This is a genomic window from Sulfurimonas hongkongensis (assembly GCF_000445475.1).
In the GTDB taxonomy this organism is placed as follows: Bacteria; Campylobacterota; Campylobacteria; order Campylobacterales; family Sulfurimonadaceae; genus Sulfurimonas; species Sulfurimonas hongkongensis.
In genome coordinates, this window is record NZ_AUPZ01000009.1 from 102,626 (window position 1) to 116,672 (window position 14,047).

General features: G+C 35.8%; 12 protein-coding genes. 5 read left to right on the top strand and 7 right to left on the bottom strand.

Features of this window, described 5'->3' with window-relative positions:
* Window position 1 precedes the first annotated feature (1 nt).
* A complete protein-coding gene (locus tag M947_RS19365; RefSeq protein ID WP_021287775.1) occupies window positions 2-508 on the top strand; it encodes a DUF302 domain-containing protein in 507 nt (168 codons plus the stop codon).
* Here M947_RS19365 and M947_RS19370 read toward each other — a convergent pair.
* Window positions 505-2,454: a sensor histidine kinase gene (locus M947_RS19370; RefSeq protein ID WP_021287776.1), complete on the bottom strand. Its 1,950-nt coding sequence runs from the start codon at window positions 2,452-2,454 to the stop codon at window positions 505-507. The two genes, M947_RS19365 and M947_RS19370, sit on opposite strands and share 4 nt — an antisense overlap.
* 124 nt (window positions 2,455-2,578) lie before the next feature.
* On the opposite strand from M947_RS19370, the gene modA reads away from it, so the two are divergent.
* From modA to M947_RS19390, 4 genes are read left to right on the top strand one after another with little or no spacing between them, the layout of a single operon-like run.
* Window positions 2,579-3,316, top strand: a complete 738-nt coding sequence (gene modA, locus M947_RS19375) for a molybdate ABC transporter substrate-binding protein (RefSeq protein ID WP_021287777.1) — start codon at window positions 2,579-2,581, stop codon at window positions 3,314-3,316.
* Complete coding sequence (locus tag M947_RS19380; RefSeq protein ID WP_021287778.1) at window positions 3,313-3,714, top strand: TOBE domain-containing protein; 402 nt, start codon at window positions 3,313-3,315, stop codon at window positions 3,712-3,714. The genes modA and M947_RS19380 overlap by 4 nt, the downstream gene beginning before the upstream one ends.
* A complete protein-coding gene (gene modB / locus M947_RS19385; RefSeq protein ID WP_021287779.1) occupies window positions 3,708-4,403 on the top strand; it encodes a molybdate ABC transporter permease subunit in 696 nt (231 codons plus the stop codon). Before M947_RS19380 ends, modB begins: the two co-directional genes overlap by 7 nt.
* Window positions 4,400-5,260 carry an ABC transporter ATP-binding protein gene (locus M947_RS19390; RefSeq protein ID WP_021287780.1) on the top strand — a complete coding sequence of 287 codons (861 nt, stop codon included), beginning with the start codon at window positions 4,400-4,402 and terminating at the stop codon, window positions 5,258-5,260. Before modB ends, M947_RS19390 begins: the two co-directional genes overlap by 4 nt.
* A 113-nt stretch (window positions 5,261-5,373) precedes the next feature.
* Here M947_RS19390 and M947_RS19395 read toward each other — a convergent pair whose 3' ends face one another.
* The 6 genes from M947_RS19395 to glyQ all read right to left on the bottom strand — a co-directional run bounded on the left by M947_RS19395 (window position 5,374) and on the right by glyQ (window position 14,005).
* Entirely contained in the window at window positions 5,374-5,706 is a 333-nt protein-coding gene (locus M947_RS19395) for a cupin domain-containing protein (RefSeq protein ID WP_021287781.1), read from the bottom strand.
* Between the two features lie 3 nt (window positions 5,707-5,709).
* Window positions 5,710-6,576 carry a TIGR01777 family oxidoreductase gene (locus M947_RS19400; RefSeq protein ID WP_021287782.1) on the bottom strand — a complete coding sequence of 289 codons (867 nt, stop codon included), beginning with the start codon at window positions 6,574-6,576 and terminating at the stop codon, window positions 5,710-5,712.
* A gap of 63 nt (window positions 6,577-6,639) precedes the next feature.
* Window positions 6,640-9,822: a bacteriohemerythrin gene (locus M947_RS23260; RefSeq protein ID WP_021287783.1), complete on the bottom strand. Its 3,183-nt coding sequence runs from the start codon at window positions 9,820-9,822 to the stop codon at window positions 6,640-6,642.
* A 78-nt stretch (window positions 9,823-9,900) separates the two neighbouring features.
* A complete protein-coding gene (locus M947_RS19410) occupies window positions 9,901-12,138 on the bottom strand; it encodes an AAA family ATPase (RefSeq protein WP_021287784.1) in 2,238 nt (745 codons plus the stop codon).
* Window positions 12,139-13,026, bottom strand: a complete 888-nt coding sequence (locus tag M947_RS0112010; RefSeq protein ID WP_021287785.1) for a uroporphyrinogen-III synthase — start codon at window positions 13,024-13,026, stop codon at window positions 12,139-12,141.
* A gap of 97 nt (window positions 13,027-13,123) precedes the next feature.
* Window positions 13,124-14,005 (bottom strand): glycine--tRNA ligase subunit alpha, encoded by an 882-nt coding sequence (gene glyQ / locus M947_RS19415; RefSeq protein ID WP_021287786.1) that lies wholly within the window; start codon window positions 14,003-14,005, stop codon window positions 13,124-13,126.
* Between the last annotated feature and the right edge of the window lie 42 nt (window positions 14,006-14,047).

The following is a 14,047-nucleotide window of genomic DNA, read 5'->3' on the forward strand; positions in this document are numbered from 1 at the left end:
AATGAATAAATTATCACTTTTTGTAGGCATCGCTTTAGGTTTAGTCTTTAGCATCTTTGTAGTTGGCATCGCTTTTAAAGTAGCAGCTCCATCTATTCTTTTAAAAGAGATAACATCGCCTTATGAATTTGACAAAACTCTAAAAATCTTAGAAGATAGACTAAATGCAAAAGAGGGTTGGCATGTAACAGACATCATCGACCAACAAGAAGAGATTATTACTCACGGTGGAGCAGACACGGGCAAGGTTAAGATCATCAAGTTTTGTAACGCTAAGTATGCGTCAGAGATGTTGAGTGCAGACGAGGGCAAAGTTATGTCTACAAATATGCCTCTTAGCATCTCCGTTTATGAAAAGAGTGATGGACGAGTTATGATAGGTCTGAGCAATGGTTATATGATGGCAAGACTTTTCTCAGGACGAAGAGAGGGTCTCATTATGCAAAAAGTTGTAAGCGAGATGGAAGAGGTTTTAAACTTCACTCACTTTAGATTTACTATATTTTAGTCTTCTAATGGGAGCTTGATGGTAAATCTAGCTCCTTTATCTATATTTTCAACACTCAGGCTTCCTTGCATATTTTTTTCTATTATCATTTTTGACATGTAGAGTCCTATGCCAGTTCCTTGGTTTTTGTGCTTTGTGCTAAAGTATGGATCAAAGATTTTGTTCTTTATCTCTTTTGGTATCCCTCCGCCATTATCACTTACTAAAATATACGCATCTTTAGTATCTTTATAGGCTCTTATCTCTATCTTTTTTTTATCTATTTTATTTGCTAAGAGTGCATCTTTTGCATTGTTTAAGATGATAAGCATAACTTGTTGAAGTTCATTTTTAACATTTAAAAGTCTTATATCTTTGTCAATGTCAAGGCTTACTTTTATGTTAGAGTACTCAAGCGTAGTTCCTATGATGCTTAGCATAGAGTCTATCACCTCATCAAGTAGATAACTCTCTTTTTTCTTGTCACTCTTATAGTAATTTCTAAAGTCATCAATGGTATCAGACATATATCTGATGTTGTTGTCTATGCCTTCGTGGATGCGGTTAAAGTCGTCATCACTTAGTTTGCTTAGTTGTTTTTTAAAGTACATATCTTGGTTTAACAGCCCTATGTCATTTAGAGGTTGTCTCCACTGATGGGCGATTTGCTCTATCATCTCACCCATTGATGCTAGCCTTGATTGCTCAATGAGTATTTTATCTTTTTGCCTCGCCTTTTTTAGAGCTATCTCTACTTCTAATTTTAGATTTTTGTTATGGTCTTTTAGCTTGTTAGTGTACTCATCGTGGAGCCGTTTAAGCCTTTCAGCAAGAGCTGCTGAGAGCAAAATCATCTCAACACCTGATGCTGCTTGTTGTACATACTTCATAGCAAAATAGCCAGATATAAGATTAAATTTACTAAGTGTAAACAAGAGTGTTCCAAGCAAAAATATCCCCCAACCTAGAACAAAGAGTCTTATAGAGTAGTAATCTTTTTTCATAACCATCCAACCAGCAACTAAAAGAACTAAAGGAATTATAATAGAAAGAGATGCACCCACTAATATAGTATATTTGTAAGGCATGAGTGCTGAGACAACTATGCCAAGGATTGAGAGATAGATAAATGGACCAAGAACATATTTGTCATATTTTGGGATATTATTTTTTGAATTTAAGAGACTTTGACTAAAGATTAGTTGGAAAAATATACTCGTAGAGATGAAAAACACCGCTCCTTTTTCTCTCATCCAAGCATTTTCTTGCCAAACATAGAGCCACCCTAAGCCATCAAAAGAGAGTTGCCAAAGAGCATAAGATGCAACAAAAGCTATATATAAAACATAAATCTTCTCTTTTGTATATATATACGCTATAAGATTATAAAATATCAAAACAAGCAAGATTCCATAGTAGATACCAGAGAGACTTTGATGCAGATGGGTGTGTTCAAGAAGAGCCTTGCTACTTATAATCTCCATGGGAACGAGCATAGAACTTGAGGTTTTTACCTTTACATATAGCGTATGAGTCTCTGTAGAATTGTTTGTAAGAGAAAAAACAAGGTTGTGGTGCTTTATATCTCTTTCATAAAGCGGGTACAAATCTCCACTCTTTTTATGTGAAATAAGTTGATTATTTGCATCAAGCAAATATACATCCACAAAATCAAGCAAAGGATAGTCTATAGAGAGCCACCACTCTTTTCTTTTCATAGCTTCATTATAATTAAACTTAAGCCTAAACCAGTGTACTTTAGCGAGAAACCCAAAGTTTGGTATACATTCAGAGTATTTTTCAAACTCTTTGGTCTGTATATCTTTGAGTGTAGCATCTTCCTTTTCATCTACATAAAACTCAAGTTGGGTACCCAATATATAGGGTTCTTGCTCTTGAGTAACTCTTAATATTTCGCTCGAAGATAAAAAGCTAGCAAAAAATAATATTAAAAATAGACATCTCATAAATTCTCCATAATTTAAGGATTATACATTAACTTTATAAAGTTTTTTTCATTATTGACTTCTTTTTTTTAAAATGATAATATTTCGTTATATCTTTAAATACATAAAGCCCAAAAGGAATCTTATGAAAAAACTACTTATGTTTTTTATACTCTCAACTGCCTTTGTTAGTGGCAGCACCATAAATATAGCAGTAGCTGCAAATGTTAGTTATGCCATAGATGAACTAATCGCTGAATTTAACAAAACTCACAAAGATACAAAAGTAAAAGTTACTTTGGGAAGCAGTGGAAAACTGACTGCACAGATAAAACATGGTGCTCCTTACCATCTTTTTATGGCTGCAAATATGAAGTTCCCGCAATCACTTTATGATGACAAGATTGCTAAAGGTGCTCCTGTAGTCTACGCTTTAGGTTCTTTAGCGATTTTGAGCAAAGAGCAAAAAGATATGTCAAAGGGTATTGAGTTGTTAAAGAGCGATAAAATAGATAAAATTGCCATAGCAAATCCAAAAACTGCCCCCTACGGGACTGCTGCCATGGAGGCATTTGAGAATGCTGGCGTCTACAAGGATATAAAAAATAAACTTATCTTTGCAGAGTCCATATCGCAAACTGTCTCATTTACTATAACAGCGGCAGACATAGGACTTATTGCAAAGTCATCTCTTTACTCAAAAACCATGCTAAAATACAAACAAAATATAAACTGGGTAGAGGTAGATGCAAAGCTCTACACTCCAATAGAGCAAGGTATAGTTATGATAGAAAATGACAGAGAGACAAAAGCCTTTTATGAGTTTATCTTAAGCAAGAGTGCAAAAGATATCTTTAGAAAATATGGTTACCTCGTGCCATGAACAGGTTTGAGTCCACAGTTACAAAGATTCAAACAAAAGAGAACTTAAACATTGTAAACTTTGAGTTTGCCTCTTACAAGCTCACTATGATGAGCTTAGATTTAGATGAATCCATAAGTGTCAATAGCCAAGTTTTGCTCAGTGTAAAACCAACCCATATAGCCCTTGCAAAGGAATTTAGCGGAGCTATAAGCTACTCAAATCAACTTGATGCAAAGATTGTAGAAGTTGAAAATGGCGAGCTACTAAGCAATATAAAACTAAGCGTAGGTGATGCAAAGTTTGAGAGCATTATCACAAAAGATTCATCATCTCGGATGAATCTCGAAGCTGGGGATCTTGTAAAGATTTTTATAAAAGCTAGTGAACTCTCTATAAGTGAAATTATCATATGCTAGAAACACTAAACGCTCTTGAGCTAACTCCCTTTGTCTTATCATTTAAACTGGCTGGACTTACGACTCTTATACTCTTTATACTTTGCTTACCTTTTGCTTGGTGGCTCTCTCAAACAAGATCAAAATCAAAACCTATTTTTGAAGCTATCACTGCACTTCCTTTAGTTTTGCCTCCTTCAGTTTTGGGTTTTTACATCCTTATCATTCTCTCTCATAACTCGCCTGTTGGTGCTTTTTTTGATGAGTATTTTGGTATAAAGCTAGTCTTTAACTTTAGCGGTCTTGTAATTGCAAGCTGTTTTTACTCACTTCCGTTTATGGTTCAACCTCTTCAAAATGGATTTTCCTCCATCAACAAAAATATGCTCGAGGCTTCATATATAGCAGGAAAGAGCAAAACCCAGACAGTTCTTAGAGTGGCACTTCCAAACATGAAACCTGCTGTAATGACTGCTATCATAGTCTCTTTTGCTCACACAGTTGGAGAGTTTGGAGTCGTTTTGATGTTAGGAGGAAGTATCCCAGGCGAGACGAAAGTTGCCTCTGTTGCCATCTATGAGATGGTTGAGATTATGGACTATACAAACGCTCATATCTACAGTGCCATTATGCTCCTCATCAGCTTCTCAGTGCTTCTTGCTGTCTATATCTTTAACCAAAAAACTAGAGCCATCGGACAATTTAGATGATAAAGATAGATATAAAAAAAGAGCTCTTTGGCTCAAACAAAGAGATGATGCTCGATGTAGATCTTGAGATAAAAGAGGGCGAGTTTTTGGCTCTTAGTGGAGTTAGTGGAAGTGGAAAGACTACACTTCTTAGAATCCTTGCAGGTTTTGAGGATGCAAAAGGAGTTATCAGCGTTGATGATGAGATTTGGCTAGATGCTAAAACTACACTTGCCCCGCAAAAAAGAGCTATCGGGTTTGTTTTTCAAGACTATGCACTCTTTAACAACATGAGCATTTTACAAAATCTTCTTTATGTAAAAAAAGACGAGGCTTTAGCCTCTCATCTCTTGGGTATTACAGAACTAAGTGAGTTAAAAAATAGACATCCAAACACGCTAAGTGGTGGGCAAAAGCAAAGAGTTGCCCTTTGCCGTGCGATGATGGGTGAACCAAAACTTCTTCTGATGGATGAACCACTCTCAGCACTTGATTCTAAGATGCGAACAAAACTTCAAAGTGAGATATTAGCCTTGCACAAGGAGTTTAAAACTACCATCATCATGGTTAGTCATGACCCTAGCGAGATCTATAGACTAGCTTCAAGAGTTGTAGTTCTAGAGCAAGGTCTTATCATAAATGAGGGCAAACCAAAAGATATACTTTTAAAGACTTCAGGAAGTCAGAAGTTCTCATTTAGTGGAGAGCTTTTAGATATAAAAAAAGTAGATGTGATTTTTGTAGCCATAGTTGCCATCGGACAGCAACTTGTAGAAGTAGTTATCACCCAAGATGAGGCAAAAAACCTCAAAGTCGGTGACACGGTAGAGCTAAGCACAAAAGCCTTTACTCCGATGTTAAGCAGTACGAAGCAATAAAAAAACTACGAAACCGCGAAATTGTTCGGGGCTGGTGTTACTTTGAAGCCTTATAGCCTAGAGACATCGTGGAGAATGCCATTGTATTCCTAAAATTCGGAGTTCCTTATATCTTACCCTAAAGGTTGACTATATAGAGCCAGCCAAATAGTCTTGGCATCTGGCTTTGTCCATGAGACTCTATGTCTCTTATGAGCTCTTATATTTATATAATCCCCAGCCCCAAGCCGTACATCCTCATCACCTTCAAATGCCAAAATAGCCTCACCACAAAGAAGCATAACCCACTCATCTCTATCTTGATCATACCACTCACCTTCTGGGGTAGTGTGACCTTGTGAGATGATTCGTTGAAGCTTAAAAGACTCTTTTTTGATGATATCTTCGAAGAGTTCTTCATCTAAGTTTGTAGTTATATCTAGAAAAACATTGGACTTTTTTGCCATAACTTAACTTATTATCTCTCTAAATGCATCTTCAAAGTAAGGGTACTTAAACTCAAACCCACTCTCTAAGAGTTTTTTAGGATAAACATCTTTTGAGTCAAGCATCACAGTGGCACCATCTGCAAAAGTTAGCCTTAAAATAAATTCAGGAACTCTGAAAAAAGTTGGTCTGTTTAAAACATCGCCCATTATTTTAGTCTGCTCACTGTTTGAGAGTGAGTGTGCGGTTGTAAAGTTTATAGCACCCTTTAACTCTGGAGTTTTGATGATAAACTCATATGCACGGACCAAGTCATCTATATGAATCCATGAGACTATCTGCTTACCGCTCCCTATTTTTCCGCCGATACCCAACTTAAAAGGCAGTAACATTTTAGTCATTGCTCCGCCCTCTTTTGCGTAGATAACTCCAAATCTAGTTTGAACATTTCTAACACCAATCTCAGATGCCCTTCTTGCCTCTGCTTCCCAATCTTTACAGATATTAGCTAGAAAATCATCGCTGAAATCTTTGGAGTCTTCATCATGTTTAAGTTCACTATCATATATGCCAACAGCAGATGCAGACATAAAAAGTTTTGGTTTTTCCCTGCATAAGCCCATCGCATCTACAAGTTTTCTAGTAGTATTTATCCTACTGCTATAAAGTCCTTTTTTATACTCATCACTCCAACGAGCGAGAATTGTAGTACCACTTAAGTTTATCAAAACATCGCAAGCTTCTATCTGTTTTGCTATATCTTCTATTTTTGTATCATCTCGTACTTTAATACCAATGACCTCGTTGTGTTTGGATTCAAACACTTCAGAGAGTTTTGAGCCAACAAGCCCACTTTGACCACAAATAACTATCTTAATTTTAAATGACATCTCACTCTCCTAGCTAGGATTATTAAGTGATTATATGTCAAATCATATAAGATTTCGCTTTGTTTATAAGTCTAGGAGTGCACTATTTCCTCTTGTTGCTTCAAAGCTTTTAAAGCTATGTGTTAAATTGTGGCTCAAGCTCTTTATCTCAGCTATAGCTGCTTCTAAATCTTTTAACGTACCTTTATTATATTGTTTGATTAAAGTATCTGTTCTCTTGTGCAAATCTTTATGATATTTTTCAACTTCTTTAAAAGAAGAGCTATCTCTGTAGTGCTTCATACCAATATCATAAACCCATTCACCAAAACGGCACTCATGATAATCTAGCCTTGGAATTGTTGAGCTTAGTCCCTTAATATAAGCTAAAACACTGCTTAACCACGCTCTATGTTCTACTAAAGCATAAAGCAGAGGCAAATCTTCACGACTGATGGAGCTAGTATTTTTCCACTTTTCATTTGAGTCATAGTGGTTTATCCACTCCTCTATCTCTTGCGGTGGCATCGGATGAGCTATGATGTAGCCCTGAGCTATTTTACATCCAAGCTTAAGTAACATCTCTCCATGCTCAACACTCTCAACTCCCTCAGCAATAACATCACGTCTAAAAGCATTAGAGAGGCTAAGTATTCCATCCAATATAGCTAAATCATCAGAGTCTTCAAGCATTCCACAGACAAAACTTTTATCTATCTTTAACTCTCTTGCTGGGAGTCTCTTTAGGTATGTAAGAGAGGAGTAGCCAGTTCCAAAATCATCAAGTGAAAAAGTGATGCCGATATCTAGACAATCTTGCATAACCTGTGATATATGAACGATATCTTCTAAAGCACTAGTCTCTAGGACTTCAAGCACTAACTCATTTGGTTTTACAGTTGGATACTTTTTCAAGAGATTTTCTAACTGCTCAACAAAGTCACTCTGTTGAAGTTGCATGGCATCTACATTTACACTAGTTGGTACATTCACCCCCTTGCTTTTCCACTCACTCATCTGCTCCATTGCACTCTCTAAAACCCACTCTCCAATCCTGACGGATAAAATATGTCCATCTACTATTGGCAAAAATGTAGCAGGTGAGAGTATTCCATGCTTAGGGTGATTCCATCTTATCAAAGCCTCAGTTCCAACAACCTCTCCACTTTGCATATTTACTTTTGGTTGATAGTAAAGCACAAACTCTTCATTATCAAGCGCTTTTTGCATCTCATCTAAACTCTCATGGTGCGTTCTTATTTTCTCATCTTTGAGTGCATCAAAGATATGGTAACGATTCTTTCCAAGTATCTTTGCTTGATACATAGCTTGGTCTGCTTGACGAAGAAGTTGGTCCGCATCTATCTCATCACCTGCATCAAAAAAGGTCACACCCAAACTTGCAGTAACTTGCATATTAAGATTGTCTATTACTATTTTTTGAGAACTAGCTTCTAAGAGTCTTCTTATCATAGCAAGGCTATCTTCATGCGTTTTAAGATCGAGCAAAACCACCACAAACTCATCTCCACCCAAGCGAGCTATAGTATCGCCCTCGCGGAGAGATTTTTTCATGTTTTTTGCTAAAAGTTCTAAAAACTTATCTCCATAGTTATGTCCATAAGTGTCATTGATGGCTTTAAACCCATCAAGATCAAGATAAACAATTGCAAATGAAAACTTATGCCTATTTGATTGTTTTAGCGCTTGGTTGATGCGGTCTGAGAGTAAAACACGGTTTGGAAGTCCGGTTAATGCATCATAGTGTGCAATATGCTCTAAATGTTTTTCATGATGCTGTCTCTCTGTTATATCTCGTGAGATTCCTAGTACCCCCATCAAACTTCCATCGCTATGGTGCACTGGGGTCTTTGTAGCTTGAACTATTTCTGAGTGCCCATCACTTGCAAATGTTATTGTCTCTTCATTTATACAAGTTTTGTTTGTTTGCATCACTTTCTTGTCGTTCATTCTAAATAAATCAGCAAGTTCTTTATCTACAAAGTCATAATCACTCTTACCAATTATATCTCTCTCTTTTGCACCAAAAAAATCTTCAAAACGCTTGTTACAAACTAAGTAGATGCCATCTTTATCTTTTAACCAAACTAGGTCTGGGATATTTTGTATAAGTGTTTTAAGTAGTGCTCTTTCTCCAGAACGCTCTTTTTGTATCTGTTTTCTATCATTAACATTTACAAGTGTTTTGCCAAATAGGTCGAGAATATCTATCTCATCTTGAGTAAATTCATGTTTAGTTTTTACAGTATCAAACCCTACAAAACCTCTACACTCATCTTTTTTCATTAGTGGAATAGTTACTAAACTTTTTATATCTTGAGATATCAACATATCTCTAAACTCACTTTTTGGCATATGTAAAGTATCTTGAACTAGTTTTATCTTTCCTTGTAGGTGCGCTTGTGTAAGCTCAGGCACTTTCTCGTTAGGAATATTTTGAAGTCTTTTTATTTGAGATAAAATCTCATCCCCGCACCACTCATAAGTGTTTGATGAAGCCCCTTTTTGCGTGTCATACTCAAAAATATAAGCCCTATCAGCCCCTACAAAAGTAGCCATACTCTCAAGTGATTTTTGTATAGCAGCATCTACTTTTTCTATTGGAAGATTTATAAATTGAGTTGAGATGTTTAGAAGAAGTTGTCTATACTCTTCTTGATATGCCATTTTTTTCTCATAAGCTTGATGTGATTTTAACTCACGCATCAAACTTAGTGTATTTAAAGATAGACTACCATATATGGAGAGGATTATATCTAGCAAAACACCTCTTGAGTCACTCATTTTATCTTGTGCATAAGTTTTTGCATCTTTGATGGTGAGCCCATCTTGCAGATTAAAAACGATATAAGCCATATAACGATCTCTATCTAGGATGTGAGATGCTAACCATCTTGTTAAAAACACAAGCGCTTCGTCTGCTAACTCGCTAAGAGGTTTTGCATTTTGCTCACGTTTAAGACGCTCTACAGTATCTACAAAACTTTGATGTGCTTCTTTATGCTCTTTGTTTAAGAGATCATTTGGTAGGTATTTATCCCAAATAGCCTCTTCTGTTTTAAAGTGATAACGCGCGTACTCTTTAAGTTCATCAAAGATAGTATGTAGACTTTTTTTATCTGATTTATATGCTACATTTGCTGCTAAATTATTTAGTATTTCAACTAATTTTTTATGTTGAATATCTACCGTATCAAAACCAGTTTTAAAATGATCATCCCACGGAAAAATATCAATCGGTTTCATAGCATCCACTTCTTTAAAATTATTATTGAGTATCTTAACAAATCTATCTAAAAATAGCTCTTAGCTTATACGTTTTTATTATAATTCTAGCAAAACTGTATCCCTTGCAGTTTGCTCAAACTTCTTACAACCACTCTCAAAAGCGGCACCTTCACCTATGATGATACACTTATGTTTTGCTCTTGTGATGGCTGTATATATAAGCTTTGTATTGTGCATGATAAAGTGCGAAAATGTCATGGGTATAACAACTATATCATACTCCATACCTTGAACTTTGTGAATGGTTAGTGCATATGAGAGCATTAAGTATGCTTTTACCTCCTCATACTCATAAACTACAACTATATCCTCATTTGGATAAAATACAAACAACTGTTCATCAGCCTCTTCTATCTTAAAAAGTAGTCCACTCATGCCGTTAAAGATACGTCTTTGATTTGAGTCTTCGCCCGCTTTAAAGCCATCCCCACTCCATGAAGTCATGTTTTCATTTTTTGTGTGAACTACCTTATCCATCAGACGAAACTCAACTCCACCCTTTTTAAAACACTTCTTAGGATTTGGATTAAAGTACTCTTGTAAAACCTTGTTAAGATTGTTAGCTCCTAGTGTCCCACCTTTCATGGGAGTGATGACTTGAAAGTAGTTGAGATACTCTTTTATCTGTTTGTTGTTTAGTCTATATCTTGCTTTTTGCAAGGATTCTACAACCTTATGAATTATCTCTGTTATAACTGCTTGTAAGTTAGATTCTCTTAGCTCTTGAAGCTTAGATTGAGAGAGTTGGCTTCTTAGAGCATAGTAATTTTGAATGCTAACTTCTAAAAACTCAAAATCCTCATATTTTTCTCTATAAGCCGGAACTATTCCCCTTCTAATGTCATTTGCGATAAGCCTGATGGCTTGGTCTTCACTCTGTCTATAAATCTTTGTAAGCTTAACTATGGGAGCTAACTCTAACGTTAAGACATCACTTAAAACGTTTCCTGCACCTATGGGAGGGAGTTGTGCATCGTCCCCAACAACTACAACTATTGCATCTTTGCGAACTTTGTGCATAAGCCTTGCAAAGAGTGAAGAATTTATCATTGAGGCTTCATCTATAAGTATAACTCCAAAAGGGAACTTATCCGCACTCTCATACTTAACTAAGAGTGACTGTATAGTAGCACTCTCAAAACCTGTTGTATCTGCAATCCTTTGAGAGGCTATGCCACTTAAGGCACAAGCCATTATCTCTTTAGTCTCATATCTTGTGTTTAAAAGTTCTAAAATTGTCTTTGAAGTCGTACTCTTTCCTGTTCCTGCATATCCTACTAAAAAGAGTATAGCTGCACCCTCATTTATCTTCATAACGGCTTCTCTTTGTTGCTCTGCTAGTCTTAACTCTTTTGATTCTAAAAACTCATCTAAGTTTTTTACAAAGCCCCCGCTATCATTTTTAGCTCTTGTGGTTATCGTCTCATATAGAAATTTTTCAGCATCATAAAGTCTTGATGGAGAGACTCTATTGTTCTTCATAATCACAATGCTACTCTCTGCCACCCTCTCAACCAGAGCCGCTTCATAGAGATGATTTTTATCATTAAAGCCTAAAAGTTCATCAAGACCACTAAAGAGTGTATCTTTTGAGATGCAACTATTTCCTTGTTGCTCACAGTAGTTTAGAAGTGTGAAATCCATAGCTGAGCTTATACGGTTCTCATCTTGAGCTTTTACACCCATCTTTAAAGCTAACTCATCAGCTCTTTTAAAGCCTATGGAGTTTATAGAAGTCAAGATATAAGGATTCTCTTTTATCTTAGTGCAAGGCTCATCAATCTCTCTCATGGCAGTAGCGATTGTAGTTAAAAGTGCTTGAGATACATCAAAAGGGCTTAGAAATTCTCCAAGTTTACGCATAGAGCGAAACTTTTTCCATGAGGTCTGAATCTTTTTAAGTCGTTTCTCTTTAATGCCTTTAAACTCTAAGAGTCTCTCAATATCACTGTCTAAAATCTCTACAAGTCCATCACTACCAAAGTGCTCTATTAATTCGGCTGAGAGTTTTTTTGTAAAGCCTTTTACTATTTTATTTAAAAAGAAAAAGAGATGATTTTGGTTAACCTTGATGGAGTCAAACTTAAAGGTCTTACCATACTTTTTATGTTCACTCCACTCACCACTAAGCGTGATTGCTGAGTCTTTTATATGAGAGACTTCGCTCTCTAAGTAGGTCCCGCTAATCTTCTCTTTACTCTTAAGTGTTGCTATAAAAAATCCATCATCTTCAAAAAGTATACGGTCAATCTGCCCGATAATGGTCTCTCTCAACTAAAGCGTCTCCAAAGCTTTGTTAACACAAGCTTTTAGAGAGGTTTTATCTGCTATGATGGGGTTTATATGCTTAGGGAAATATTTTGCAGTGGTGCGTCCAATAGATATGGCTCTATAAGAGTCGTCCCATGAAAAGGCTTTAAAAAAGTATTTTATAGTGGATGGTGAAGAAAAAATTATTTTAGAATTTTTCGGTAGTGTCTTTTTCTCTTTTGGTTCTTTAAAATGGTTTTCATAAACAACAACATCATCACACTTTATACCATTCTCTTTTAGTATATCCAACATATTTGAGACAACCTCTTTTGCTCTAAGATATAGGACTCTCTTACCTTTTAATTCGTCTAGTAACTCATAAGCAAACTCATCACCATGTCTTGTTTTTCCTGCAAATTTAAGATGCCCGCCAACATCCTTAACAAGCTTTGCTGTTTGCTCTGAGATGGCATATGATGGAATTTTTCTCCACTCTTTATTCATACTATCTATGGCTAAAACGCCATTTTTTGAGCTAAATATAAGTGCATCATAATTATAAAAATTTATCTTTTGTTTTATATACTTTATCTCAAAAAGTGGAATATTTTTGGCAAACTTTATCTTCACATCATTTAGTAGGTAGATATTTTGTTTTTTATGTTCTATGTATTTTAAAAGTTTTTCAAACTTATCTTTTAGAGAAAATTTCTGTTTTGTAAACTCTATGGATTTGTCTTTTAATACTTTAAATTTTATATTTTGCTTAGATAGATGGTAAGTTATTTTAAAAAATTCTAGTTCTATAAACCTATTTGAGTAGTCTGTATCATAAAAAAGCGTCTTTGTTTTTCTATCATATTCGTAATATATCAAGTCTAGCGGGCTAATTATTTTCTCTATCTTCAAAACTTACTCCTAAATAAAATGTTATATTATAACACTTTTAAAGGTAATCAACCAAAAACTAAATGTTTTTCACCCTACTTGATACCTTCATATAAAACTAACTCTTCACTCTTTGTATTCTCTCATCTTCTTGAGCTTTATATAGCTCAGCACAGGCTTTTGAGAGTTCTCTTATCTTTAGTATATAGTTTTGTCTCTCAGTTTGTGAGATGGCTTTTCTTGCATCTAGGATGTTAAAAGTGTTAGATGCCATCATACACAGATCATATGCAGGAAGAGGAAGCCCAGCTTCTATAGCTCTTTGGCACTCCTTACTCTTAGCAGTAAAGTCAGCAAAGAGCATCTCTGTATCTGCTACTTCAAAGTTGTATTTTGAAAACTCTATCTCGCTCTCTTTATGAACATCTCTATAGTATGTTTTTCCGTGCTCATTTTCACCCCAAACGATATCAAAAACATTATCAACACCTTGAAGATACATCGCAAGTCTTTCTGTTCCATAAGTAAGTTCAACTGCAACAGGTTTGCACTCTATACCGCCAACTTGCTGAAAGTAAGTAAACTGTGTCACTTCCATGCCATTTAGCCAAACTTCCCAACCAAGTCCCCAAGCACCAAGCGTTGGAGACTCCCAATTATCTTCTACAAAACGGATATCATGATTTTTTACATCAAGACCTAAGTACTCTAATGATTTTAAATAGAGTTCTTGAATATTGTCAGGTGATGGTTTAATGAGTGCTTGAAATTGATAGTATGAACCTAATCTGTTTGGATTTTCGCCATATCTTCCATCAGTTGGACGACGAGATGGTGCTACATAAGCAACAGACCAAGGTTGTGAATCTAGTGAGCGTAAAAAAGTGGCTGGATGAAAGGTTCCTGCACCCGCTGGGATGTCATAAGGTTGGACAATATTGCATCCTTGTTTCATCCAAAATTCTTGAAGTTTTAGTAGCATGGAGCTAAAAGTTATCATATCTATTTACCTTAATTTTATTTTATTTCTCTCGTTGCACAC